Consider the following 24488-nt stretch of genomic DNA (forward strand, 5'->3'; position numbering starts at 1 on the left):
GCGCCGACTACATCAAGGCCGTCTGGAACATCGCCAACTGGTCCAACGTCGCTTCGCGGCTCGCCGCCGCCCGCACCAAGACCGAAGGCCTGCTGGTACTGTCATAACCGATGCGGGATGCCGGGGCCGGCGCACGAGCGCGGGCCCCGCATCCTTCTCCCCAGCTACCCCACCACCACTGCCCTCACGGGCCCCAGCAACAGGAGTACTCCGTGTCTGTCAAGATCGGCATCAACGGCTTCGGCCGCATCGGTCGCAATTTCTTCCGCGCCGCCCTCGCGAAGGGGAGTGACCTCGAGATCGTCGCGGTCAACGACCTCACCGACAACAAGGCGCTCGCCCACCTCCTCAAGTACGACTCGATCACCGGCCGTCTCGACGCCAAGGTGGAGCTCGACGGCGACAAGATCGTCGTGAACGGCAAGCCGATCATCGTGCTCGCCGAGCGCAACCCCGCCGACCTCCCCTGGGGCGAGCTGGGCGTCGACATCGTCATCGAGTCCACCGGCCGCTTCACCAAGAGCGAGGATGCGCGTCAGCACATCGCCGCCGGCGCCAAGAAGGTCATCGTCTCGGCTCCCGCCACCGGCAGCGACGTCGCGACCCTGGTGCTCGGCGTGAACGAGGGCACCTACGACCCCGAGGTGCACGACATCATCTCGAACGCCTCCTGCACCACCAACTGCCTCGCCCCGCTGGCCAAGGTGCTGCTCGACAACTTCGGCATCGAGCGCGGCCTCATGACCACCGTGCACGCCTACACCGCCGACCAGAACCTGCAGGACGGCCCGCACAGCGACCTCCGCCGCGCGCGCGCCGCCGCCGCGAACATCATCCCCACCTCGACCGGTGCGGCGAAGGCCCTCGGCCTCGTCATCCCCGAGCTCGTGGGCAAGCTCGATGGCTACGCGCTCCGCGTTCCCGTCCCGACCGGCTCCATCACCGACCTCACGGTCGAGCTGACCACCCCGGCCACCGTCGAGCAGATCAACGAGGCGTACAAGAACGCCGCCGAGGGCGAGCTCAAGGGCATCCTGAGCTACACCGAAGACCCGATCGTGTCGAGCGACATCGTCTCCGACCCGCACTCGTCGATCTTCGACGCCGGCCTCACCAAGGTCATCGGCTCGCAGGTCAAGGTCGCGTCGTGGTACGACAACGAGTGGGGCTACTCCAACCGCCTCGTCGACGTCACCGAGTACGTCGCCGGTAAGCTCTGACGTCTCACCAGCACTGACACCTCACCACCTCAGTCCGGTGGCGCGCCCGCACTCGAGGCGCGCCACCGGTTCCTGACTCGATCGAAAGCGAATCCGTGACGCTGCGCACACTCGACTCCCTCGGATCGCTCGCCGGCAAGCGCGTCATCGTGCGGTGCGACCTCAACGTCCCAGTGAAGGACGGGGTCATCACCGACGACGGGCGCGTGCGCGCGAGCCTGCCCACGCTGAACGCCCTGCTCAACGCGGGAGCCCGTGTGGTGGTGGTGAGCCACCTCGGCCGGCCCGACGGCGCCCCCGACACGAAGTACACCCTCGAGCCTGTCGCCCAGCGGCTCTCCGAGCTGCTCGGCAAGCCCGTCGTGTTCGCGCACGACACCGTGGGCCAGGCGGCACAGGAGGCGGTGGAGAGTCTCGCCGACGGCGACATCGCCCTGCTCGAGAACCTGCGCTTCAACCCGGGTGAGACCAGCAAGGACGAGGGGGAGCGCCGCGCCTTCGCCGAGCAGCTCGCCCGTTTCGGCGACGCCTTCGTCTCGGACGGCTTCGGCGTGGTGCACCGCAAGCAGGCCAGCGTCTACGACCTCGCGCAGCTGCTGCCGAGCGCCGCCGGCCTCCTCATCTCCACCGAGCTCGACGTGCTCGACCGCCTCACCGAGAACCCCGAGCGCCCCTACACCGTGGTGCTCGGCGGCTCGAAGGTCTCCGACAAGCTCGGTGTGATCGGTCATCTCCTTCCCCGGGTGAACACGCTCCTCATCGGCGGCGGCATGCTCTTCACCTTCCTCAAGGCGCAGGGCTACTCCGTGGGCTCGAGCCTGCTCGAAGAGGACCAGCTCGACACCGTGCGCGGCTACCTCGCCACCGCAGAGGAGCTGGGCGTCGAGATCGTGCTGCCCACCGACATCGTGGTGGCCTCGAAGTTCGGCGCCGACGCCGAGGTGGCGGTCACCCCGGCCGACGCCATCGAGGAGACGCCCTTCGGCGCCTCGGGTCTCGGCCTCGACATCGGGCCCGAGACCGCGAAGGCCTTCGCGGCACTCATCGCCTCGTCGAAGACGGTGTTCTGGAACGGCCCCATGGGCGTGTTCGAGCTCGCCCCCTTCGCCGCCGGCACCAAGGCCGTCGCCCAGGCGCTCACCGAGGTCGACGGCCTCGGCGTGGTCGGCGGCGGCGATTCGGCCGCGGCCGTGCGCGCCCTCGGCTTCTCAGACGACCGTTTCGGTCACATCTCAACCGGAGGCGGTGCCAGTCTCGAGTTCCTCGAGGGCAAGCGTCTCCCCGGCCTGGAGGTCCTCGGATGGTCCTGACCCGCACCCCGCTCATCGCCGGCAACTGGAAGATGAACCTCGACCACCTGCAGGCGATCGCCTTCGTGCAGAAGCTCGCGTGGTCTCTCGACGACGCAAAGCACGACTTCGACGCCGTCGAGGTGGCCGTCTTCCCGCCGTTCACCGACCTCCGCTCGGTGCAGACGCTCGTGTCGGCCGACAAGCTCTCCCTCGCCTACGGCGGTCAGGACATCTCGCAGCACGAGTCCGGCGCCTACACCGGTGAGATCTCGGGCGCGTTCCTCGCCCAGCTCGACACGAAATACGTGATCATCGGCCACTCCGAGCGGCGCACGCTGCACGGCGAGACCGACGAGATCGTCGCGGCGAAGACCAAGGCAGCCATCGGCCACGGCATCGTGCCCATCGTGTGCGTGGGCGAGACCAGCGACGACCTCGAGAAGTTCGGGCCGAGCGCCGTTCCGGTGGCCCAGCTCAAGGTGGCCCTCGAGGGCCTGAAGCCCGGCGCCGACATGGTCGTGGCCTACGAGCCCGTGTGGGCGATCGGCTCCGGCCAGGCGGCCACGCCCGAGCAGGCGCAGACGGTGTGCGCGGCCCTCCGCGCGGTCGTCTCCGAGGCGCTCGGCGCCGACGCGGCCGCGGCCACGCGCATCCTGTACGGCGGTTCGGTGAAGTCGGGCAACATCGCCGGCTTCATGCGCGAGCCCGACGTCGACGGCGCGCTCGTGGGTGGTGCGAGCCTCGACGTGGCCGAGTTCGCCGCGATCGTGCGCTACCAGAAGCACGTCGGGGTCTGAGCTCGCCGGGCGGAAGCCCGATCCGAGCACGACTCACGGTATACTGTCCGTGGTCTTCGGGGGAGCGATTCGGCTCCTCCGTCTGTGAAAGGCAAGTAGTGCAAATCCTTCAGGTCGTCCTCCAGGTGATCCTCGGCATCACGAGCCTCCTGCTGACGCTCCTCATCCTGCTCCACAAGGGGCGCGGCGGCGGGCTCTCCGACATGTTCGGCGGCGGCGTCACGTCCAGCCTCGGCGCTTCGGGCGTCGCGGAACGCAATCTCAACCGCATCACGGTGATCCTGGGGCTCGTCTGGGTGACGAGCATCATCATCCTGGGTCTTATCACCAAGTTCGACTCGGGTCTCTGAGTCCGTTCTCGAACACAGTCACTTCCAGCTAGGGGGAAACAGACATGGCATCTGGAGGAAGCGCGATCCGTGGATCGCGAGTCGGCGCAGGTCCGATGGGGGAGCAGGATCGCGGCTTCCACGCGGAGCGCATCCAGGTCTCGTACTGGGACGCACTCGGCAACGAGACGGTGCGCTACTTCGCCGCCAACCTGCCCGACGACGAGATCCCCGAGACCATCGATTGCCCCACGTCGGGGCTGCCCGCCGGTCGCGACAAGGCCAACCCGCCGTCGGTGGCGAAGCTCGAGCCGTACAAGACGCACCTCGCCTACGTGAAGGAGCGCCGCACCGAGAAGGAGGCGGAGCAGCTTCTCGAAGACGCCCTGCAGCAGCTGCGGGAGCGCCGGGGCACGACAGCCGCTTCCTGAGCCGATAGCTCAGCCCGGGCCACAGCATCCGAAACCCGAAAAGGGCACTCTCACAATGACGTGAGAGTGCCCTTTTCGGGTTGAAGCAGAACTCAGTACGACGGAGCGATGAGCCCCTCGGGCACCTCGGCAGCGGCTTCGCGGTCGACGAAGAACACCGTCCGCTTGCGTCCCTCGGCGCCCGCCACGGGCACCTCGTCGATGCTCGCACCCGCGAGCGCCAGACCGATGGCCGAGGCCTTGTCGCCGCCTGCCAGCACCATCCAGATGCGGTCTGCCGACTGGATGACCGGCAGGGTGAGGCTGAGGCGCAGCGGAGGCGGCTTGGGGGAGTTGCGCACCGGAACGACGGTCGCGTCGGTGATGCGGATCTCGTCGTGGCCCGGGAAGAGCGACGCGATGTGCCCGTCGGGCCCCACACCGAGGAACATGATGTCGAAGCGGGGGTACAGCGCGCCCTCCGGCGCCGCCGCGGCGAGCTCGGCCGCGTAGACGCGCGCCGCCTCGTCGAGATCGGCGATCTCGTCGGAGGCCGGGAAGGCGTGCACCTGAGACTCCACCACGGGCACGTGGTCGAGCAGCGCCTCACGGGCCTGCAGCTCGTTGCGGTCGGCGTCGTCTTTCGGCACGAACCGCTCGTCGCCCCACCAGAAGTGCAGGCGCGACCAGTCGATGGTGTGCGAGGCCGATGACGCGCGGATCGCCGCGAGCACCGCCGCCCCCATGGTTCCGCCGGTCAGCACGATGTGGGCCTCCTCGAACTCGTCGAGGATGTCGATCACCTTCGTGATGAACCGGGCGGCGACCGAGCCGGCCAGCGACTCCTTGTCGGGGTGGACGAGCACACGGCGATCCGTCGTCATAGGGCTACACCTTCACTGTCGTCGTCAGACCGGGTCGCCGGCGGAGTCGTTCGTCTCGAGCAACTCGGCCAGCCCCTGGGAGATGACTTCACCATACAGGTCGTCGGGGTCGAGCCTGCGCAGCTCCTCCGCCAGGCAGTCGCGGAGGTTGCGTCGCGGCAGCGCCAGGTCGTGGGTGGGCTGCTTCGGCTGGCTCAGACGCGCCACGTTGGGGATGTCGCGCACGAGCTCGATCGGCCCGTTCTCCCGCGTGAGCACCACGCCGTGGATGCCGCTGGAGCCGTTGGCCGCCCGCGAGAGCGTGCCGTAGGCCACGGGCACCTTCAGCTGGTGGCGGAGCCAAGCGGCCAGCAGGAGCGTGGACGGCGAGTCGGATGCGCCTGACACGTCGATCGCGGTCACCGGCAGGTAGGGCGGTTGGTCGAGCACCGCGGCGAGCTGCGCGCGCCACAACGTGAGGCGCGTCCAGGCGAAGTCGGTGTCACCCGGCTTGTAGCTCGCGGCGCGCTTGAGCAGCGCCTCCTTCGGGTTCTCCTGGTTCGACGAGTCGGTGATGCGACGCGTCGCAATACGGCCCAGGTCGGATGCGGAGACGTCGTCGGGCGCGGCACCGGGCCACCACACGACCACGGGGGCGTCCGAGAGCAGGAGACCCGTCACCAGCCCCTCCTGGTCGCTCGCCGCGGCGCCGTAGGCGCGCAGCACGATGACCTCGCTCGCCCCCGCGTCGCCGCCCACGCGGATCTGCGCGTCGAGGCGGGCGCCGCGGCCGGTGCTGCCGTCGTCGTGCGCGTCGGTGGAGACCACGATCACCCGCATCGGGTGCTCGCGCGAGGCGTCGTTGGCCGCCTCGATGGCGTCCTCCTCCTCACCGAGCGAGGTGACGATCACGAGGGTGAGAACGCGCCCGAGGGCGACGGCACCACCCTCCTCGCGGATCTTGACCAGGGATTTCGAGATCTTGCTGGTCGTGGTGTCGGGCAGGTCGACGATCACGGACGCCTCCAGGTTCTTCCATCGCGGGCGAGCAGTTCGTCGGCCGAGCTGGGGCCCCAGGTTCCGGGCCGATACTGCTCGGGCTGACCCTGGGTCGCCCAGTACTCTTCGATCGGGTCGAGGATCATCCAGGAGAGCTCGACCTCCTTCTGACGCGGGAACAGCGGCGGGTCGCCGAGCAGCACGTCGAGGATGAGACGCTCGTAGGCTTCGGGGCTGGCCTCGGTGAAGGCGTGCCCGTAGCCGAAGTCCATCGTCACGTCGCGCACCTGCACGCCCGCGCCCGGCACCTTCGAGCCGAACCGGATCGTGACGCCCTCGTCGGGCTGCACCCGGATGACGAGCGCGTTCTGGCCGAGCTCCGAGGTCTGGCTCTCGGCGAACAGGTACTGCGGGGCGCGCTTGAACACCACAGCGATCTCGGTCACGCGGCGGCCGAGACGCTTGCCTGCACGCAAGTAGAACGGCACTCCGGCCCAGCGGCGGGTGCCGATGTCGAGCTTCACGGCCGCGTAGGTCTCCGTGGTCGACTGCGGGTTCATCCCGTCTTCCTCGAGGAAGCCGAGCACCTTCTCGCCGCCCTGCCAGCCACCGGAGTACTGGCCCCGGGCGGTGACGGTGCTGAGATCATCCGGGAGCTTGACCGCGGCCAGCACCTTCTCCTTCTCGGCGCGCAGGTCGGCGGCGTCGAACGAGATGGGCTCCTCCATGGCCGTGAGGGCCATGAGCTGCAGCAGGTGGTTCTGGATGACGTCGCGGGCCGCGCCGATGCCGTCGTAGTAGCCGGCACGGCCACCCACGCCGATGTCCTCGGCCATGGTGATCTGCACGTGGTCGACGTAGTTGGCGTTCCAGATGGGCTCGTAGAGCTGGTTGGCGAAGCGGAGGGCCAGGATGTTCTGGACCGTCTCCTTGCCGAGGTAGTGGTCGATGCGGAACACCGAGTCGGGCGGGAAGACCGACTCCACCACGTCGTTCAGCTCGATGGCGGTGGTGAGGTCGCTTCCGAAGGGCTTCTCGATCACCACGCGGCGCCAGCGGTCGGCCTGCTGGTCGGCCAGGCCGGAGCGGCGCAGCTGCTCGGTGACGAGCGGGAACGCCTTCGGCGGGATGGACAGGTAGAACGCGTAGTTGCCCATGGTGCCGCGGTCGCGGTCGAGCTCGTCGATGGTCGACTTCAGCTGCTCGAACGCTTTGTCGTCGTCGAACTCGCCGGAGACGAAGCGGATCCCCTCGGAGAGCTGACGCCACACGTCCTCGTCGAACGGGGTGCGCGAGTGCTCCTTCACGGCGTCGTGCACGACGCGCTCGAAGTCCTGGTCCTCCCAGTCGCGCCGGGCGAACCCGACGAGGGAGAACCCGGGCGGCAGGAGACCGCGGCTGGCGAGGTCGTAGACCGCGGGCATCAGCTTCTTGCGGGAGAGGTCGCCGGTCACACCGAAGATCACGAGACCCGAGGGCCCCGCGATCCGGTTGAGTCGGCGATCGGTCGGAAGCCGGAGCGGGTTGTACTCCGGCGTTATCTCGACGGGAGGCATTGAACTCCTTGGATCGTGGCGGGCGGCGAGGCGGGCGGCCGGGCGTCAGCGCAGAGCGCTGAGCAGGGTCGCCGCACCGGTCGCCGCATCGGTGAGGTTGAGGCGGAGCACAGGGCGGCCGTGCTCGGTGAGAACCGCTGCATCGCCCGTTGCCTGGGCCTGGATGAGCTGGCCGAAGGTGAACGGGCGGTCGGGGATCTCGAGGTCGTCGGAGGCGTTCGCGGTGATCTGCAGGAACACTCCCTCGGCCGGGCCGCCCTTGTGGTACTGGCCGGTCGAGTGCAGGAATCGCGGTCCCCAGCCGAAGGTGACGGGCCGGCCGGCCCGGGCCGCGAGCAGGTCGCGCAGTTCGGCGAGCTCGGGATGCGCTACGCGGTCGACGTAGGCCATGACGGCCAGGTATCCGGTGGCGGGCAGTTCGGAGAGGAGCTTCTCCACGGCGGAGGCCACGGAGTCGGTTCCGTCGACCACAGCGGCCGTGCCCCGCACCTCGATGCCGGCGTCGACGAAGGCCGGAGCCTCCGGCGCGGGCCGGTCGTCGAGCAGGGCGCGCGCGGCGGCTTTGGCCGCCTCGACGTCGGGCTGGTCGAACGGGTCGATGCCGAGCAGGCGCCCGGCGACGGCCACGGCGTACTCCCAGGTGAGGAACATCGCACCGAGCGAACCGCTGATGAGAAGTTCGCCGGGGTGGTGCTCGCGCAGGTGGAAGGCGTGGGCGTTGTCGACCAGGCGCACGACCTGGAGGTCGGCGAGCGACTCGGTGAGCTCGGGTGACTCCGTGTCGAGCACGACGGGAAGGAGTCCCTTGCCCGACTTGCCGGTCGACTCGGCGATCAGCTGCTCGGCCCAGTCGGCGAAGCCCACGATGTGGGTGCCGTCGGCGACGATTCCGATCTTGTCGCGCAGCGGAGAGGTGCCGCCCAGCACCGCGCCGAGGATCAGCCCGAAGTTGTCGGCGCCGTCATCGGCGAGGTTGAGAGAGATGGCCTCCGCCTCGTCGAGCAGTTCACCCACGTCGACGCCCGCGAGTCCTGACGGCACGAGGCCGAAGGCCGTGAGGGCCGAGTAGCGGCCGCCGACGTTCGGGTCGGCGAGGAAGACACGGTAGCCCGCGTCGCGGGCGTGCGTCTCCAGCGGCGAACCGGGGTCGGTGACCACGACGATGCGCGTGGCGGGATCGATGCCGGCGGCGCGGAAAGCGGACTCGTAGGCACGGCGCTGGCTGTCGGTCTCCAGGGTGCCGCCCGACTTCGACGACGCCACGAGGACGGTGGACTCCAGCCGATCGGCCAGGGCGGCGCGGATCTGGCCGGGATCGGTCGAATCGAGCACAGTCAGCTCGACGCCCAGCGTGCGGGTGATGACCTCGGGGGCGAGCGACGAACCGCCCATACCGGCGAGCACGACGTGGTCGACGCCCGCGGCGAGGAGCTCCTCGCGCAGAGCCGCGATCTCGGCGACGAGCGGACGGGATACCGAGACGGCCTCCGTCCAGCCCAGCCGCTTCGCCGCCTCGGGCTCGGCGGCAGGACCCCAGAGGGCGGGGTCCTGCGCCGTGATGCCCGAGGCCACCAGATCGGCCGCCAGCAGCGGCACGTGCGTCTCGACGGCGCGCTTCGCGTCGCCCGAGACGTGGATGGCGATGGTCACTGCTCGAAGGTCACTTCGCGGCTTCGAGGGCGGCCGTGACGGTGTCGAGAAGCTCGTTCCAGGAGACGATGAACTTCTCCACGCCCTCCTTCTCCAGCAGCTCGGTCACCTCGGCGTACGAGATGCCCTGCGCGGCGACCGCGTCGAGCACCTTGTTCGCGGCGGCGTAGGAGCCGTCGATGGTGTCGCCACGGATGACGCCGTGGTCGAAGGTGGCGTCGAGAGTCTTCTCGGGCATGGTGTTGACGACCTCGGGGGCGGCGAGCTCCACCACGTAGGTGGTGTCGGGCACACTCGGGTCTTTCACACCGGTCGAGGCCCAGAGCGGACGCTGCTTGTTGGCGCCGGCCTCGAGCAGGAGCTTCGCGCGCTCGGTGGTGAAGGCCTGCTCGTACACCTCGTAGGCCAGCTGGGCGTTCGCGACGCCCGCCTTGCTCTTGAGGGCGAGCGCCTCGTCGGTGCCGACCGCCGCGAGTCGCTTGTCGATCTCGGTGTCGACGCGCGACACGAAGAACGACGCCACGGAGTGGATCTTCGAGAGGTCGAGGCCGGCGGCCTTGGCCTGCTCGAGACCCGCGAGGTAGGCGTTGATGACGTCGCGGTAGCGCTCGAGCGAGAAGATGAGCGTGACGTTCACCGAGATGCCCGCCGCGATGGTGGCGGTGATGGCCTCGAGACCCTCGACCGTGGCCGGGATCTTGATGAGCACGTTCTCGCGGTCGACCTTGGCGTAGAGCGCCTTGGCCTGGTCGATGGTGCCCTGCGCGTCGTGCGCGAGACCCGGCTCGACCTCGATCGAGACGCGGCCGTCGAACCCGGCGGTGGCGTCGTAGATCGGCTTGAAGATGTCGCTGGCGGCCGCGACGTCGTCGGTGGTGATCTCGAACACCGCGGTGGTCACATCCGTGCCGGCCTTGGCCAGCACCGCGACCTGCTCGGCGTAGGCCTCGCCCTTGGCGAGAGCGCCCGCGAAGATCGTGGGGTTGGTGGTGACGCCGACGACGTTCTTCTCGTCGATCAGCTTCTGCAGGCCGCCGGAGGCGATGCGCTCGCGCGAGAGGTCGTCGAGCCAGATGCTGACGCCGACGGCGGAGAGCTGCTGGGTGGGGGTTGCTTCGGTCATGACTTCTTCTGTCTCCTTGGTGCCGGCGCTCAGTGGGCCAGCGAGGTCTTGGCGGCTTCGACCGCCGCTTCGGTGGTGATGCCGAACTCGCGGAAGAGGGTCTTGTAGTCGGCCGAGGCACCGAAGTGCTCGATCGACACGGCGCGGCCGCGGTCGCCGATGTACTTGCGCCAGCCGAGCTCGAGACCCGCCTCGATCGACACACGCGCGGTGACGGATGCGGGCAGCACCGACTCCTTGTACTCCTCGGACTGCTCCTCGAACCACTCCAGCGACGGGGCAGACACGACGCGGGCGTTGATGCCCTCGCCGGCGAGGATCTCGCGGGCGTTGACCGCCAGCTGCACCTCGGAGCCGGTGGCGATGAAGATGACGTCGGGGGTGCCGTTCGGCGCATCGGCGAGCACGTAGGCGCCCTTCGACACGAACGAGGCCGACGCGAAGGTGTCGCCCGAGGCCGCACCCTCACCACGGGTGTAGGTGGGGATGTTCTGGCGGGTGAGCGCGATGCCGGCCGGGTTGTGGTGGCGGCCCAGGATGGTGAGCCAGGCGTGAGCGACCTCGTTGGCGTCGGCCGGACGCACCACGTCGAGACCCGGGATGGCGCGGAGCGCCCAGAGCTGCTCGATCGGCTGGTGGGTGGGGCCGTCTTCACCGAGTGCGACGGAGTCGTGCGTCCAGACGAAGATCGAGGGCACCTTCATGAGCGCGGCCAGACGCACCGCAGGGCGCATGTAGTCACTGAAGATGAGGAAGGTGCCGCCGAACGGACGGGTCTTGCCGTGCAGCACGATGCCGTTGAGGATCGAGCCCATCGCGTGCTCGCGGATGCCGAAGTGCATCACCCGGCCGTAGGGGTTGCCCGACCACTCGTGGGTGGAGTGCTCGGTGGGCACGAACGACGCGCCCGACTCGATGGTCGTGTTGTTCGACTCGGCGAGGTCGGCCGAACCGCCCCAGAACTCTGGCAGCACCTCGGCGAGGGCGTTGATGACCTTGCCGGAGGCGGCGCGGGTGGAGACCTCTTTGCCGCCCTCGAACACCGGGAGCACCGACTCGACGCCCTCGGGCAGCTCGCCGGCCTCGAGGCGGTCGAGCAGAGCCTTCTTCTCGGGGTGGGCGGCGGCCCAGGCGTCGAAGCCCTTCTGCCACTCGGCGCGCTCCTCGGCGCCCTTGGCCACGAGGCCGCGGGTGTGCTCGATGACCTCGTCGGCCACGAAGAAGTTCTGCTCGGGGTCGAAGCCCACGACCTCCTTCAGCGCCTTGAGCTCGTCGGCGCCGAGGGCCGAACCGTGGATCTTGCCGGTGTTCTGCTTCTTGGGCGAGGGCCAGCCGATGATGGTCTTGAGGATGATGAGCGACGGCTTCGAGGTCTCGGCCTTGGCCGCCTCGATCGCCTCGTAGAGCGCCTGCACGTCTTCGACGTACTGACCGGTCTTCTTCCAGTCGACCACCTGCACGTGCCAGTGGTACGCCTCGTAGCGCGCCTTCACGTCTTCGGTGAAGGCGATGTTCGTGTCGTCCTCGATCGAGATCTGGTTGGAGTCGTAGATCGCGATGAGGTTGCCGAGCTGCTGGTGACCCGCGAGCGACGAGGCCTCGGAGGTCACGCCCTCCTCCATGTCGCCGTCACCGGCGATCACGTAGGTGTGGTGGTCGAACGGGCTCGTGCCGGGTGCCGCATCCGGGTCGAACAGGCCGCGCTCGAACCGCTGCGCATAGGCGAAGCCGACCGAGGAGGCCAGACCCTGGCCGAGCGGGCCGGTGGTGATCTCCACACCGTCGGTGTGGCCGTACTCCGGGTGACCCGGCGTGAGCGAACCCCAGGTGCGCAGCGCCTTGAGGTCGTCGAGCTCGAGGCCGAAACCGCCCAGGTAGAGCTGGATGTACTGGGTGAGGGACGAGTGGCCGACCGAGAGGATGAAGCGGTCGCGCCCGATCCAGTGCTGGTCGCTCGGGTCCTTCCGCATCACCTTCTGGAACAGGAGGTAGGCGGCGGGGGCGAGGCTGATGGCCGTGCCCGGGTGGCCGTTGCCCACCTTCTCCACGGCATCGGCCGCGAGGATCTTCGCGGTCGTGACCGCCTTGTCGTCAATGGAATCCCATTGGAGTGAAGCCACGAGGTGTCGAACCCTTCTCGATTGCGGTCCCTCAGAACGGGAACCGATCCGCGTCAATCATATAGAGGGCCGCGGAGGCGGCTGCCGCCATCCCCTAGACTTGTCACGGGGAATTGGCCGGCAGGTAAAGAGGAGTAATGGACGTAGCGGTTGACGGCCGGATCGAGCAACGGCGTATCAGCCCGTCGGAGAAGGTCAAGGGCTACATCGCCCTGACCAAGCCACGGGTGATCGAGCTCCTCCTCGTCACCACCGTTCCGGTCATGATCCTGGCCCAGGGTGGCATCCCCGATCTCTGGCTCGTCTTCGCCACGCTCATCGGCGGCGCGCTCTCGGCCGGCTCGGCCGGAGCGTTCAACTGCTACTTCGACCGCGACATCGACCGCGTGATGGACCGCACCTCGAACCGCCCGCTGGTCACCGGCGTGCTGAGCGACCGCGAGGCGCTCGTGTTCGCCTGGGCCGTCGGCGTGGCGTCGATCGTGTGGCTCGCAGTCTTCACCAACCTGCTCGCCGCCTCGCTCTCGCTGGTCGCCATCCTCATCTACGTGCTGCTGTACACCCTCGTGCTGAAGCGCCGCACCCCGCAGAACATCGTCTGGGGCGGCACCGCGGGCTGCATGCCGGTGCTCATCGGCTGGGCCGCCGTCACGAACTCGCTGTCGTGGGAGGCCCTCATCCTGTTCGGCGTCATCTTCCTCTGGACGCCGCCGCACTACTGGCCGCTGTCGATGAAGTACCGGTCCGACTACAAGACCGCCGGCGTGCCCATGCTCGCCGTGGTTCGCGGCCGCGTGGTGGTGGGCCTGCAGATCGTGCTCTACGCCTGGGCGATGGTGGCCTGCTCGCTGCTGCTCATCCCGGTCGGTCACATGGGCATCATCTACTCCGCCACCGCCATCGCGGCCGGTGCCTGGTTCCTCTACGAGTCGCACCGTCTCTACAGCCGGTCGATCCGCGATCTCACGATCAAGCCGATGCGCGTGTTCCACGGCTCCATCACCTACCTCACGCTCATCTTCCTCGCGGTGGCGATCGACCCGCTGGTCCCGCTGCTGCGCTTCTAGGAGGCCGTCGTGCAGACCCCCTTCGGCTGGATCGCCGACCGCGTCACGCTCACCCCCCGGGCACTCCGCTGGGGAACGACCACCGCGCTCGTGGTGAGCATCCTCATCATCATCACCGGCGGCGTGGTGCGCGTCACGGGCTCGGGCCTCGGGTGCCCCACCTGGCCCGCCTGCGACGACGGTTCGCTCACGACCACGCCCGAACTCGGCATCCACGGGTTCATCGAGTTCACCAACCGGGCCCTCACCGGTGTGCTCATCGCCGCCGTCGGCTGGGCCATCGTCGCCGCCCGCCTGCAGAAGCCGCGCGAACGCAGCATGACCCGGCTGGCCTGGTCGCAGTTCTGGCTCGTCGTCGCCAACGCCGTGGCCGGGGGAGTGACGGTGCTCACCGAGCTCAACCCCTGGGTCGTCGCGATGCACTTCCTCATGGCGATCGCGCTGCTCACCACCACCACGCTCACCTGGCACCGTGCCCATCGCGGCCAGCAGGCGAGTGTGACCTTCCCCGGCTGGGTGCGTGCCGCATCCTGGTGGCTGGTCGCGGCCACGGCCGTGCTCATCGTGGTCGGCACACTCGTGACCGGAACCGGACCGCACGCGGGCGATTCGGCCGAAGTGCCGCGGATGGCCTTCGTGTGGGAGCACGTCACGATCGTGCACGGTGTGCTCGGCGTCGCCGTGCTCGCCCTCGGCGTCGTGCTGCTGGCCGCCGTGTGGCGCATCCCGCAGGCCCGGCTCGCCCGGCGGCGCGTGCTCACCTTCGTCGTGGTGGTCGTCGCGCAGGCCGCGATCGGCATCGCGCAGGCGCTCCTGGGGCTTCCCGAGTGGATGGTGGTGCTGCACCTGCTCGGCTCCGCTCTCGTCTGGGTGGGCGTGCTGCGGGTTCTGCTCGATCTGCATCCCACTCTCTGGGCCCCCAAGGGCATGCAGCCGTATACACTGGAAGCTCACGAACCCGCTGTTCACGCGTAGGTTCACCCCACCGGCATCCCGGCCCGACAGATATCTCGGCGCGTAGGTGGAATGCCGAAGACCTCCGCACCGTTGAACAGCGCACACAGGTGACAGAGGTTCGCAGCAGCAAGGAAGGGAGTCAGTCGTGTCAGACGTGCTCATCGACCGACCGGAACTCGAGAACCTGGGGGTGTACGAGTTCGGCTGGTCCGACTCCGACGCCGCCGGTGCGGCCGCCCGCCGGGGGCTCTCCGAAGCCGTCGTCAGCAACATCTCCGAGCTCAAGAAGGAGCCCGACTGGATGCTGCAGACGCGCCTCAAGGCGCTCAAGGTGTTCGGCCGCAAGCCCATGCCGAACTGGGGCGCCGACCTCTCGGGCATCGACTTCGACAACATCAAGTACTTCGTGCGCTCCACCGAGAAGCAGGCGCAGACCTGGGACGACCTCCCCGAAGACATCAAGAACACCTACGAGAAGCTCGGCATCCCCGAGGCCGAGCGCCAGCGCCTGGTCTCCGGCGTCGCCGCGCAGTACGAGTCCGAGGTGGTCTACCACCAGATCCGCGAAGACCTCGAGGCCCAGGGCGTCATCTTCCTCGACACCGACACCGCGCTCCGCGAGCACCCCGAGTTCTTCACCGAGTACTTCGGCACCGTCATCCCGGCCGGCGACAACAAGTTCGCCGCGCTGAACACCGCGGTGTGGTCGGGCGGCTCGTTCGTCTACGTGCCGAAGGGCGTGCACGTCGAGATCCCGCTGCAGGCCTACTTCCGCATCAACACCGAGAACATGGGCCAGTTCGAGCGCACGCTCATCATCGCCGACGAGGGCTCCTACGTGCACTACATCGAAGGATGCACGGCGCCGATCTACAAGAGCGACTCGCTGCACTCCGCGGTGGTGGAGATCATCGTCAAGAAGAACGCTCGGGTGCGCTACACGACCATCCAGAACTGGTCGAACAACGTCTACAACCTCGTCACCAAGCGCGCCATCGCGCACGAGGGCGCCACCATGGAGTGGATCGACGGCAACATCGGCTCCAAGGTGACGATGAAGTACCCGTCGATCTACCTCGCCGGCGAGCGGGCCAAGGGCGAGACGCTCTCGGTCGCCTTCGCCGGGCCGGGCCAGCACCAGGATGCGGGCGCCAAGATGATCCACATGGCGCCCTACACGCAGTCGTCGATCGTGTCGAAGTCGATCGCGCGCGGCGGTGGCCGGGCCGGGTACCGCGGCGAGATCCGCGTGGCCGAGAACGCCCACCACTCGGCGAACACGGTGCGTTGCGACGCGCTGCTGGTCGACACCATCTCGCGCTCGGACACCTACCCGGCCATCGACATCCGTGTCGACGACGTTCAGCTCGGCCACGAGGCCACCGTCTCCAAGGTCTCCGAGGAGCAACTGTTCTACCTCATGTCGCGCGGCCTCCCCGAAGACGAGGCCATGGCCATGATCGTGCGCGGCTTCATCGAGCCGATCGCCCGCGAGCTCCCGATGGAGTACGCACTCGAACTCAACAAGCTCATCGAGATGGGCATGGAAGGCTCCGTCGGCTAGATGTCACCCGCTGCACCCGCCCTGGTTCCCGTCCAGACCCGTTCGGAGCGCCTCGCCTCCGCCTCCGTCGACGACTTCGCCCCCGTCACCGGACTCGAGTTCGAGTGGAAGTTCGTTCCGCTCGCCGCCGTGAAGCACCTCACCGACGGTGCGCTCGACGGCTCGCCCACCGCCTTCGGCTACACCGAGTCGGCCGGCACCGCCGTCGAGTGGATCGACGCCTCGGATGCGCGGGTCGGCTCCGCGGGCCTTCCCGAAGACCGCGCCGCGGCCAACGCGTGGTCGAGCGTGGAGAAGGTGCTCTCGATCGTGGTGTCGGGCGAGCCCGCCGAGGAGCTCGTCGTCACCCGCTCGCACTTCGGCTCCGCTCCTCGCGCCGCGCACGTGCTCGTCGAGGCGCGGCCGCACAGCTCGGGCATCGTCATCCTGCAGCAGAACGGCGCCGCGAACCTCGCGGAGAACGTCGAGATCGTGGTCGGCGACGGCGCACAGCTCACCGTCGTGACGGTGCAGGAGTGGGACGACGACGCCGTCCACCTGTCGAACCACTTCGCGCGCGTGGGCCGCGACGCCAACCTGCGGCACGTGATCGTGTCGCTCGGCGGCCGCGCGGTGCGGGTGAACCCGTCGGTGCACCTGGTCGAGCAGGGCGCCTCCATCGACTCCTTCGGCCTCTACTTCGCCGACTCGGGCCAGTACTTCGAGCAGCGCCCCTACATCGACCACCAGGCCGCCAACACGCGCAGCCGGGTGAACTACAAGGGCGCCCTCCAGGGTGCGGGAGCGCACACGGTCTGGGTGGGCGACGTGCTCATCGGCCCGCACGCCGACGGCACCGACAGCTACGAGCAGAACCGCAACCTCGTGCTCAGCGAGGGGGCGCGCGCCGACAGCATCCCGAACCTCGAGATCGAGACGGGCAACATCGTCGGCGCCGGGCACGCCTCGTCGACCGGACGGTTCGACGACGAGCAGCTGTTCTACCTGCAGTCGCGCGGCATCACCGAGGAGGAGGCGCGCCGACTGGTGGTGCGCGGGTTCCTCGCCGAGATCATCCAGCAGATCGGCTCGCCCGCGCTCGAGGAGCGCATCTCGGCGGCCGTCGAGGCCGAGCTCGTGGCCGCGGAGGGCGTGCGTGGCTGAGAAGGTGTGCGCGTTCGACGACGTGCCCGTGAACCAGGCCCTGCGCGTGGTCGTGGGCGGCGTGGCGATCGCCCTCGTGAAGGACTCGGCGGGGGAGTGCCACGCCATCGGCGACACCTGCACCCACGGCGACATCTCGCTCGCCGAGGGTTTCGTCGAGGATGACACGCTCGAATGCTGGGCCCACGGCTCCAAATTCTCGCTCGACACCGGCAAGCCGCTCACGCTGCCGGCCTACGAGCCCGTCCCCGTGTTCGAGATCGAGGTGATCGACGGGGACATCTACATCGACCCCACCGTGACGAAAGTGATTGAGTAGCAGCATGTCGGTTCTGAAGATCGAAGACCTCCAGGTGAGCGTCGAGACCGAGCAGGGGACCAAGCAGATCCTCCGCGGCGTCGACCTCACCATCGGCCAGGGCGAGACCCACGCCATCATGGGCCCCAACGGCTCGGGCAAGTCGACGCTCGCGTACGCGATCGCCGGGCACCCGAAGTACCACGTCGAGGGCGGCTCCGTCACGCTCGACGGCGAGGAGATGCTCGACCTCTCGGTCGACGAGCGGGCGCGGGCGGGGCTCTTCCTCGCGATGCAGTACCCGGTCGAGATCCCCGGGGTGTCGAACGCGAACTTCCTGCGCACGGCGAAGACCGCCATCGACGGCGCGGCCCCGCCCATCCGGAGCTGGCTCAAAGAGGTCGACGCGGCGATGTCGGGACTGCGCATGGACAAGTCGTTCCGTGAGCGCAACGTCAACGAGGGCTTCTCGGGCGGCGAGAAGAAGCGCAACGAGATCCTGCAGCTCGAGCTGCTGAAGCCCAAGTTCGCGGTGCTCGACGAGACCGACTCCGGGCTCGACGTCGACGCGCTCAAGATCGTGTCGGAGGGTGTGAACCGCGCCAAGGAGGCGACCGGGATGGGCGTGCTGCTCATCACGCACTACAACCGCATCCTGCGCTATGTGAAGCCCGACTTCGTGCACGTGTTCGTGGCCGGCAAGGTGGCCGAGCAGGGCGGGCCCGAGCTCGCCGTGCGGCTCGAGAACGAGGGCTACGATCGCTTTCTCGAGGGTTCGACCGTAGGATAACGAAATGGTCACGACACTCGAACCGAAGCTCTTCGACCAGGTCGAAGAAGCGCTGAAAGACGTGATGGATCCTGAGCTCGGGGTCAACATCGTCGACCTCGGTCTCATCTACGACCTCGGGTGGGACGACGAGCAAGACGCACTGGTCATCTCGATGACGCTCACCTCGGCCGGCTGCCCGCTCACCGACGTGCTCGAGGAGCAGACCGCCGAGGCGCTCGACGGCATCGTGGCGCAGTTCCGCATCAACTGGGTGTGGATGCCACCGTGGGGCCCCGAGAAGATCACCGACGACGGCCGCGACATGATGCGCGCCCTCGGCTTCTCCATCTGACGCCGCGCCGCGCCGCAGTGCGCCGCCGCCCGCGCCGGTCCGGGCAGTTGTACTCCTGTTTCGCCACGCCACACCGCAATCGCACCCCTATTCGGGTCGGATCGCTTGTGGCGTGGCGAAGTCCATTTCTCCACAGCACCGCCGTTCGCGCAGATTATCCACAGCTGCAGCCTTGGTGCTGACTCCCGGCGCGTCACGACACGATGATCGGATCATGTCCTCACTCGATGGTGCGCTCGACGCGCTCGGTGGTGTCGCGGCTGCGGCCCACCTTCATACAGCGCTCTCTCGCATCGAGGTCGACCGTGCGATTCGGCAAGGCCGCTTGTTTCGCGTGCGTCGAGGGTGGGTGGCGCGTCCGGATGCGGACCCAGAGCTGATCGCGGCGGTGCGTTGCGGAGGAGTGCTCTCGTGCGTCTCAGCACTCGCTCGACGGCAGGTGTGGGTCGGGGCCGGCGCAGGGGCCACGGACGCTGGTCCCGCCGCAATCCATGTGCGCGTGCCACGGTTCGCCAAGAACCTCCCCGATGCAGGACAGAACGCGACGCTGCACCGTACCTGGCCACGGCTCGCGCTCCCTGAGCCGAGGGGCGCGCTCGACGACGTGGCGAACGCTCTGGTGCACGCGGTTCAGTGCCAGCAGTGGCGCGACGCCGTAGCGACCCTCGATTCGGTCATGTTCCGTCGACTGATGCGCCCGGAGCAGGTGAAGAGCCTGCTCGCTCCGCTTCCGGCGACCTTCTCGCGGTACCTCGTGATCTGTGACGGCCGCGCGGAATCGGGCCTCGAGTCCCTCGTTCGCCTGCTGTTGCGCTCCGTCGGCATCCACGCACGAGTCCAGGTGCGGATCGACGGCGTCGGGCGCGTCGATCTCCTCGTCGGCGACAGGCTCGTCATCGAGACCGATGGGCGCGAATGGCATTCGGACGCCCGGTCATTCGCCGCCGACAAACGACGCGACCTCGCTCTGGCGGAGCGTGGGTACAAGGTCCTGCGCCTGAGCTACCAGCACGTCGTGCACGAACAGGAGCGGGTGCTCGCCACGGTGCGCGGCATCGTCGCTCGCGGCGACCACCGGTGGAGCGCGCGGCATCGTCGCACCGTGCCGCTCGGGCGGTGACCGAGAAACGACTTCGCCACTCGAGGCGTGCAACTCCGCTCTCTAGAGCTCGGATGCCGCCTCGAGTGGCGAAGTCGACGGAACGGGCCGGGGCCCGCAGGGTCAGCGGGAGCGGCGGGAGGTGAGGCGCCAGGCGAGGGGGATGATGCCGGCGGCGAGGAGGGCCTTGATGATGCCGCCGATGATGAAGGGGTAGAGGCCTGCCTGGAGGGTCTGCTCGAGGTTCAGTCCGAGGGAGGCGGCGAGCCAGGGGAGGCCGACCGCGAAGGTGACGCCGGTGCCGGCGAGGAAGGAGACGAAGGCGCCGAGAACCTTGCGGTCCCACGCGCGCTGGGCGAGCCAGCCGGTGAGGCCGGCGGCCGCGATGAAGCCGATGATGTAGCCGCCGGTGGGACCGGCGATGACGTGCCAGCCGGAGGCCGCGTCGCTGAACCACGGCACGCCCACCACGCCGAGCACGGCGTAGAGCGCCATCGACAGCACACCGCGGAGGGCTCCGAGGGTCGAACCCACGAGCAGCACGGCCAGCGTCTGCCCGGTGATGGGCACCGGCCACAGCGGCACGGCCACCTGCGCGAGCAGACCGGTGAACGCCGCACCGCCCGCGACCAGCGCGATGTCGGTGGCGAGGCTGCGGGTGACCAGGCGGTCGGCGAGCGTGATGCGGCCGACGGCGGGGGACTGGGCTGACATTCGGTCTCCAAGGGGATCGGCGGTTCCGCCATAGCTGGACGAGAACACTCGAACCAGCACGGGCGGACAGGCACAGGACGCCAGGCGCGAGGCCCTACCGAGCGCCGGAGCACCCGCGTCCACGAAATATACTAGAAGACCACCCCCCACCCCGCGTTGTGGCAACGCAACGAAAGAAACGGATTTCTCTGTGCTCAGCGTTACAGACCTGGCCATCCGGGTCGGCGCACGAACCCTCATGGAGGACGTGTCGTTCCGAGTCGGTTCCGGCGACAAAGTCGGGCTGGTCGGCCGCAACGGGGCGGGCAAGACCACTCTCACCAAGGTGCTCGCCGGCGACCTGCTGCCCTCCGACGGCGCCGTGCACCGCTCGGGCGAGCTCGGCTACCTGCCGCAAGACCCACGCTCCGGCGACCCCGAGGAGCTGGCCCGCACGCGCATCCTGAACGCCCGCGGACTCGGCTCTCTGCTGCTCGGCATGGAGCAGGCCAGCCTCGAGATGGCGTCGACAGATGCGCGGGTGAGCGAGAAGGCGATGAAGCGCTACGGCACCCTCACCGAGCGCTTCGATGCGCTGGGCGGGTACGCGGCCGAGGCGGAGGCGGCCTCCATCGCCTCGAACCTGAGCCTCCCCGACCGCATCCTCGACCAGCCGCTGAAGACCCTCTCGGGTGGTCAGCGCCGCCGTATCGAGCTCGCGCGCATCCTGTTCTCGGACGCGGAGACGCTCATCCTCGACGAGCCCACCAACCACCTCGACGCCGACAGCGTGGTGTGGCTGCGCGAGTTCCTGAAGAGCTACAACGGCGGGTTCATCGTGATCTCGCACGACATCGAGCTCGTGGGCGAGACCGTGAACCGCGTGTTCTACCTCGACGCCAACCGCCAGGTGATCGACGTGTACAACATGAACTGGCGCAACTACCTCAAGCAGCGCGAGGCCGACGAGGAGCGCCGCAAGAAGGAGCGCGTCAACGTCGAGAAGAAGGCCAGCCAGCTGCAGCTGCAGGCCGCCCGCTTCGGCGCCAAGGCCTCGAAGGCCGCCGCCGCCCACCAGATGGTGGCGCGCGCCGAGAAGATGCTCTCCGGTCTCGAAGAGGTGCGCGCGGTCGACCGCGTGGCGAAGCTGCGGTTCCCCACGCCGGCCGCCTGCGGGCGCACGCCGCTCATGGCGTCGAACCTCTCCAAGAGCTACGGCTCGCTCGAGATCTTCACCGCCGTCGACCTCGCCATCGACCGCGGCTCGAAGGTGGTGGTGCTCGGGCTCAACGGTGCGGGCAAGACGACCCTGCTGCGCATACTCGGCGGCGTCGACAAGCCCGACACCGGGCAGCTCGAGCCCGGGCACGGACTGCGCATCGGCTACTACGCGCAGGAGCACGAGACCATCGACGTGAAGCGCTCGGTGCTCGAGAACATGGTGTCGGCCTCGCCGAACCTCACCGAGACCGAGGCGCGGCGGGTGCTCGGGTCGTTCCTGTTCACGGGCGACGACTCGCACAAACCGGCCGGCGTGCTCTCGGGCGGCGAGAAGACCAGGCTCGCGCTGGCGATGATCGTCGTCTCGGGTGCCAACGTGCTGCTGCTCGACGAGCCCACGAACAACCTCGACCCGGCCAGCCGCGACGAGATCCTGGATGCGCTGGCCCACTACGAGGGCGCCGTGGTGCTCGTGAGCCACGACGAGGGTGCCGTCGAGGCCCTCAACCCCGAGCGCGTGCTCATCCTGCCCGACGGGGTCGAGGACCACTGGAACAAGGACTACGCGGAGCTGATCAGCCTGGCCTGAGCCGGATGCGCGGAGCCGATCGAGACGTTAGCGGGCGTCGAGGATCTCGTCCTCGACCTGAGCATCCGTTCGCTTCGCCAGCCGCTTACGCTCGCGCTCGGCGGCGCGCTCCTGCTCTTCGGGGTCGTCCTCGTTCGCGCGGCGGTACTCCTGCCGCACGATGTACGCGAGCCCCACGAACCCGAGCAGGCCGAAGCAGAACCACTGGAAGGTGTAACTGAGGTGCGCGCCCTCGTCGGGCTGCGGCCGCGGCATGGCCATGGGTCGTTCGGCCGGCGCCGGGTCTTCCGAGTCGAGGAGGCCGTAGGCGGCGGTGTAGGTGGGCAGGCCGACGCGGTCGGCCACCTCGGGCACCTCGATGGTGGAGAGCTGACCGTCCACTGCCCCGGTGTTGTCTTGGTGGGGCTCGCTCGCCTTGAGCCGCACGACGATCGTCTGGGCGCCGGTCGGGGCCGCGGGGATGCTGTCGGGTGCATCCTGCCGTTCACCGGTGGGCACCCAGCCGCGGTCGACCACGAACACCTCGCCGCTGTCGAGCTGGAACGGCACCAGCACGTCGAACCCGACGTCGCCGCCCAGCGGACGGTTGCGCACGAGCACCTGGTCGTCGATGAGGTAGTGGCCGCTGAGCTCGGCGGTGAGCCACTCCTGCGACGGGTCGTAGGAGTCGAGCGCGGGCAGAACGTCGGCCAGAGGAGCGGGCTCGGCGTCGTAGTTGGCGGCGACTCGGTTGATCTCGGCCACGGCTTCGTCGCGCCGGGCGAGCTGCCAGAGGGCGAGCAGCACGCAGACGGTCGCGAACACGATGGTCATGGCGAGATAGCCCGCCCAACGGCGGTGCAGGAGGAAGCGCCAGCCCATCACGAGGCGGCCTCGGTGGGGGAGGATGTAGTGGGGGAGGATGCGGTGGGGTCGACGGCCGCAGGGGACGCCGCGGTGGCCGGCAGCGCCGCTGTCGACGGGGGCGCCGACAGCGGCAGCACCTCGAGCGGGAAGTCGCGTGCGGCGAGGAACTCGCGCAGGTACCCGACGTGTTCGTCGCAGGCGACCCACACCTTGCGTCGCGATTCGTCGTGGATCTTCGGGTTGCGCCACTCGATGCGCCACGCGGCGTCGACACGGCAACCCGCGCGCGAGCACTCCGAGGCCCCGGGTTCACCCCCGAACGGCAACCCGATCACGAGGTGCGCCCTTCGCCCGAACTCGCGCCCTGTGCATCCGGGAAGGCCCGCTCATCCGGGCCCTGCGCACTCGGGCCGCCCGGCGTATCCGGCCGCCGGAACACCTCGATCGCCCCGGGACGCTCGGCCTTGCTCACCCACGAACTGCCCACGTTCGCCACCACCACGGCGAAATAGGGGATGAGCACGGCCCCGGCCGCCAGCAGCACCACCGCCCACCACTCCCGCACGAACAGGATGAGCACCAGGCACACCACGCGGATCGACATCATGACGAGGTACTTGGTCATGCGACCGCGCCGCTCGTCGTCGGGCGACGGCGGGAGACTCGTGACCGACGGGTGCCGCTGCTTCATGATTGCTTCCAGCCTACGCTCCGCAGCCGACAGCATCCTGCGCGACCGACGGCATCCGGCCGAGGTGACTACGCTGTCAGGGTGACCACGACCAGCACCCCCAGAACCGTTCTCATCACCGGAGGCAACCGCGGCATCGGCTACGCCATCGCCGAGGAGTTCCTCGCCCAGGGCCACCGCGTGGCCGTCACCGCCCGCTCGGGCGAAGGCCCCGCCGGCAGCCTCACCGTGCGCGCCGAGATGACCGACTCCGCCTCGATCGACGCCGCCTTCACCGAGGTCGAGACCGCCCTCGGCCCCGTCGAAGTCGTCGTCGCCAACGCGGGCATCACCCGCGACACCCTCCTGATGCGCATGTCCGAAGACGACTTCACCGACGTGATCGACACCAACCTCGGCGGCGCCTTCCGCGTCGTGAAGCGCGCGTCGAAGGGGATGCTCAAGGCCCGCTTCGGCCGCGTCGTGCTCATCTCCAGCGTGGTCGGGCTCTACGGCTCCGCCGGCCAGGTCAACTACAGCGCCTCCAAGAGCGCTCTCGTCGGCTTCGCCCGCTCACTCACCCGTGAGCTCGGCGCCCGCGGCATCACCGCCAACGTCGTGGCCCCCGGCTTCATCGAGACCGACATGACCGCCGAACTCCCCGAAGCCCAGCAGGCCGAGTACAAGAAGAACATCCCCGCCGGCCGCTACGGCTCCGCGGCCGAGGTCGCCAAAGCGGTCACCTGGCTCGCCTCCGACGACGCCGCCTACATCTCTGGCGCCGTCATCCCCGTCGACGGGGGCCTCGGCATGGGCCACTAGGGGGCCTCCTCCGGGAGCGTGTCCTGCGCGCGGGAC

At 68.8% G+C, this 24488-nt stretch carries 24 protein-coding genes and 2 pseudogenes; 16 read left to right on the top strand and 10 right to left on the bottom strand.

Features of this window, described 5'->3' with window-relative positions; translation table 11 throughout:
- The 6 genes and pseudogenes from N1031_RS15875 to N1031_RS15900 form a co-directional block, all read left to right on the top strand.
- Positions 1-107, top strand: a pseudogene (locus tag N1031_RS15875) (Fe-Mn family superoxide dismutase); the annotation flags it as partial.
- Positions 108-212: 105 nt separating this feature from the next.
- Entirely contained in the window at positions 213-1220 is a 1008-nt protein-coding gene (gene gap, locus N1031_RS15880; protein WP_259480723.1) for a type I glyceraldehyde-3-phosphate dehydrogenase, read from the top strand.
- A 95-nt stretch (positions 1221-1315) separates the two neighbouring features.
- A complete protein-coding gene (locus N1031_RS15885; protein WP_259480724.1) occupies positions 1316-2530 on the top strand; it encodes a phosphoglycerate kinase in 1215 nt (404 codons plus the stop codon).
- The gene (gene tpiA, locus N1031_RS15890; protein ID WP_259480725.1) at positions 2521-3309 is read left to right on the top strand and encodes a triose-phosphate isomerase; all 789 of its coding nucleotides are present in this window, start codon (positions 2521-2523) and stop codon (positions 3307-3309) included. The genes N1031_RS15885 and tpiA overlap by 10 nt, the downstream gene beginning before the upstream one ends.
- 98 nt (positions 3310-3407) lie before the next feature.
- A complete protein-coding gene (gene secG, locus N1031_RS15895) occupies positions 3408-3659 on the top strand; it encodes a preprotein translocase subunit SecG (RefSeq protein WP_259480726.1) in 252 nt (83 codons plus the stop codon).
- Positions 3660-3703: 44 nt separating this feature from the next.
- Complete coding sequence (locus tag N1031_RS15900; protein ID WP_259480727.1) at positions 3704-4069, top strand: RNA polymerase-binding protein RbpA; 366 nt, start codon at positions 3704-3706, stop codon at positions 4067-4069.
- Between the two features lie 92 nt (positions 4070-4161).
- Here the strand turns inward: N1031_RS15900 and pgl are convergent, their stop codons facing one another.
- The 6 genes from pgl to tkt are packed head-to-tail and all read right to left on the bottom strand — an operon-like array spanning position 4162 to position 12359.
- Positions 4162-4932, bottom strand: coding sequence for a 6-phosphogluconolactonase (gene pgl / locus N1031_RS15905; RefSeq protein WP_259480728.1), 771 nt, complete (start codon positions 4930-4932; stop codon positions 4162-4164).
- A 24-nt stretch (positions 4933-4956) separates the two neighbouring features.
- Positions 4957-5928: a glucose-6-phosphate dehydrogenase assembly protein OpcA gene (locus N1031_RS15910; RefSeq protein WP_259480729.1), complete on the bottom strand. Its 972-nt coding sequence runs from the start codon at positions 5926-5928 to the stop codon at positions 4957-4959.
- Positions 5925-7466 carry a glucose-6-phosphate dehydrogenase gene (gene zwf, locus N1031_RS15915; protein ID WP_259480730.1) on the bottom strand — a complete coding sequence of 514 codons (1542 nt, stop codon included), beginning with the start codon at positions 7464-7466 and terminating at the stop codon, positions 5925-5927. Before zwf ends, N1031_RS15910 begins: the two co-directional genes overlap by 4 nt.
- A gap of 45 nt (positions 7467-7511) precedes the next feature.
- On the bottom strand, positions 7512-9116 hold the full coding sequence (locus N1031_RS15920) for a phosphoglucose isomerase-related protein (protein WP_259480731.1): 1605 nt from the start codon (positions 9114-9116) through the stop codon (positions 7512-7514).
- A gap of 10 nt (positions 9117-9126) precedes the next feature.
- Complete coding sequence (tal, locus tag N1031_RS15925; RefSeq protein ID WP_259480732.1) at positions 9127-10239, bottom strand: transaldolase; 1113 nt, start codon at positions 10237-10239, stop codon at positions 9127-9129.
- A 29-nt stretch (positions 10240-10268) separates the two neighbouring features.
- Complete coding sequence (gene tkt, locus N1031_RS15930; protein ID WP_259480733.1) at positions 10269-12359, bottom strand: transketolase; 2091 nt, start codon at positions 12357-12359, stop codon at positions 10269-10271.
- A gap of 137 nt (positions 12360-12496) precedes the next feature.
- On the opposite strand from tkt, the gene N1031_RS15935 reads away from it, so the two are divergent.
- From N1031_RS15935 to N1031_RS15970, 8 genes are all read left to right on the top strand, one after another.
- Positions 12497-13426 carry a heme o synthase gene (locus tag N1031_RS15935; RefSeq protein ID WP_259480734.1) on the top strand — a complete coding sequence of 310 codons (930 nt, stop codon included), beginning with the start codon at positions 12497-12499 and terminating at the stop codon, positions 13424-13426.
- A 9-nt stretch (positions 13427-13435) separates the two neighbouring features.
- Complete coding sequence (locus N1031_RS15940; protein WP_259480735.1) at positions 13436-14401, top strand: COX15/CtaA family protein; 966 nt, start codon at positions 13436-13438, stop codon at positions 14399-14401.
- 127 nt (positions 14402-14528) lie between these two features.
- A complete protein-coding gene (sufB, locus tag N1031_RS15945) occupies positions 14529-15947 on the top strand; it encodes a Fe-S cluster assembly protein SufB (RefSeq protein WP_259480736.1) in 1419 nt (472 codons plus the stop codon).
- A complete protein-coding gene (gene sufD / locus N1031_RS15950) occupies positions 15948-17090 on the top strand; it encodes a Fe-S cluster assembly protein SufD (RefSeq protein WP_259480737.1) in 1143 nt (380 codons plus the stop codon). It begins immediately after the preceding gene.
- Positions 17083-17409 carry a non-heme iron oxygenase ferredoxin subunit gene (locus N1031_RS15955; RefSeq protein ID WP_259480738.1) on the top strand — a complete coding sequence of 109 codons (327 nt, stop codon included), beginning with the start codon at positions 17083-17085 and terminating at the stop codon, positions 17407-17409. Before sufD ends, N1031_RS15955 begins: the two co-directional genes overlap by 8 nt.
- 4 nt (positions 17410-17413) lie before the next feature.
- On the top strand, positions 17414-18178 hold the full coding sequence (sufC, locus tag N1031_RS15960) for a Fe-S cluster assembly ATPase SufC (RefSeq protein ID WP_259480739.1): 765 nt from the start codon (positions 17414-17416) through the stop codon (positions 18176-18178).
- Positions 18179-18182: 4 nt separating this feature from the next.
- Positions 18183-18512, top strand: coding sequence for a metal-sulfur cluster assembly factor (locus N1031_RS15965; RefSeq protein ID WP_259480740.1), 330 nt, complete (start codon positions 18183-18185; stop codon positions 18510-18512).
- A gap of 214 nt (positions 18513-18726) precedes the next feature.
- Positions 18727-19632, top strand: a complete 906-nt coding sequence (locus N1031_RS15970; RefSeq protein ID WP_259480741.1) for a DUF559 domain-containing protein — start codon at positions 18727-18729, stop codon at positions 19630-19632.
- A gap of 102 nt (positions 19633-19734) precedes the next feature.
- Here N1031_RS15970 and N1031_RS15975 read toward each other — a convergent pair whose 3' ends face one another.
- Complete coding sequence (locus tag N1031_RS15975; RefSeq protein WP_259480742.1) at positions 19735-20325, bottom strand: biotin transporter BioY; 591 nt, start codon at positions 20323-20325, stop codon at positions 19735-19737.
- Between the two features lie 190 nt (positions 20326-20515).
- Here N1031_RS15975 and N1031_RS15980 point away from each other — a divergent pair, with 190 nt between their 5' ends.
- The gene (locus tag N1031_RS15980; protein WP_259480743.1) at positions 20516-22114 is read left to right on the top strand and encodes an ABC-F family ATP-binding cassette domain-containing protein; all 1599 of its coding nucleotides are present in this window, start codon (positions 20516-20518) and stop codon (positions 22112-22114) included.
- A 27-nt stretch (positions 22115-22141) separates the two neighbouring features.
- Here the strand turns inward: N1031_RS15980 and N1031_RS15985 are convergent, their stop codons facing one another.
- From N1031_RS15985 to N1031_RS15995, 3 genes and pseudogenes are all read right to left on the bottom strand, one after another.
- On the bottom strand, positions 22142-22975 hold the full coding sequence (locus N1031_RS15985; protein WP_310795711.1) for an SURF1 family cytochrome oxidase biogenesis protein: 834 nt from the start codon (positions 22973-22975) through the stop codon (positions 22142-22144).
- 95 nt (positions 22976-23070) lie between these two features.
- A pseudogene (locus tag N1031_RS15990) lies at positions 23071-23292 on the bottom strand (hypothetical protein); the annotation flags it as partial.
- On the bottom strand, positions 23292-23651 hold the full coding sequence (locus tag N1031_RS15995; protein WP_259480745.1) for a DUF3099 domain-containing protein: 360 nt from the start codon (positions 23649-23651) through the stop codon (positions 23292-23294). The pseudogene N1031_RS15990 and the gene N1031_RS15995, both read right to left, overlap by 1 nt.
- Before the next feature lie 81 nt (positions 23652-23732).
- Here N1031_RS15995 and fabG point away from each other — a divergent pair, with 81 nt between their 5' ends.
- On the top strand, positions 23733-24452 hold the full coding sequence (fabG, locus tag N1031_RS16000; RefSeq protein WP_259480746.1) for a 3-oxoacyl-ACP reductase FabG: 720 nt from the start codon (positions 23733-23735) through the stop codon (positions 24450-24452).
- Positions 24453-24488: the final 36 nt, after the last annotated feature.

The sequence above is a fragment of the Herbiconiux moechotypicola genome (genome assembly GCF_024979255.1).
Lineage (GTDB): Bacteria > Actinomycetota > Actinomycetes > Actinomycetales > Microbacteriaceae > Herbiconiux > Herbiconiux moechotypicola.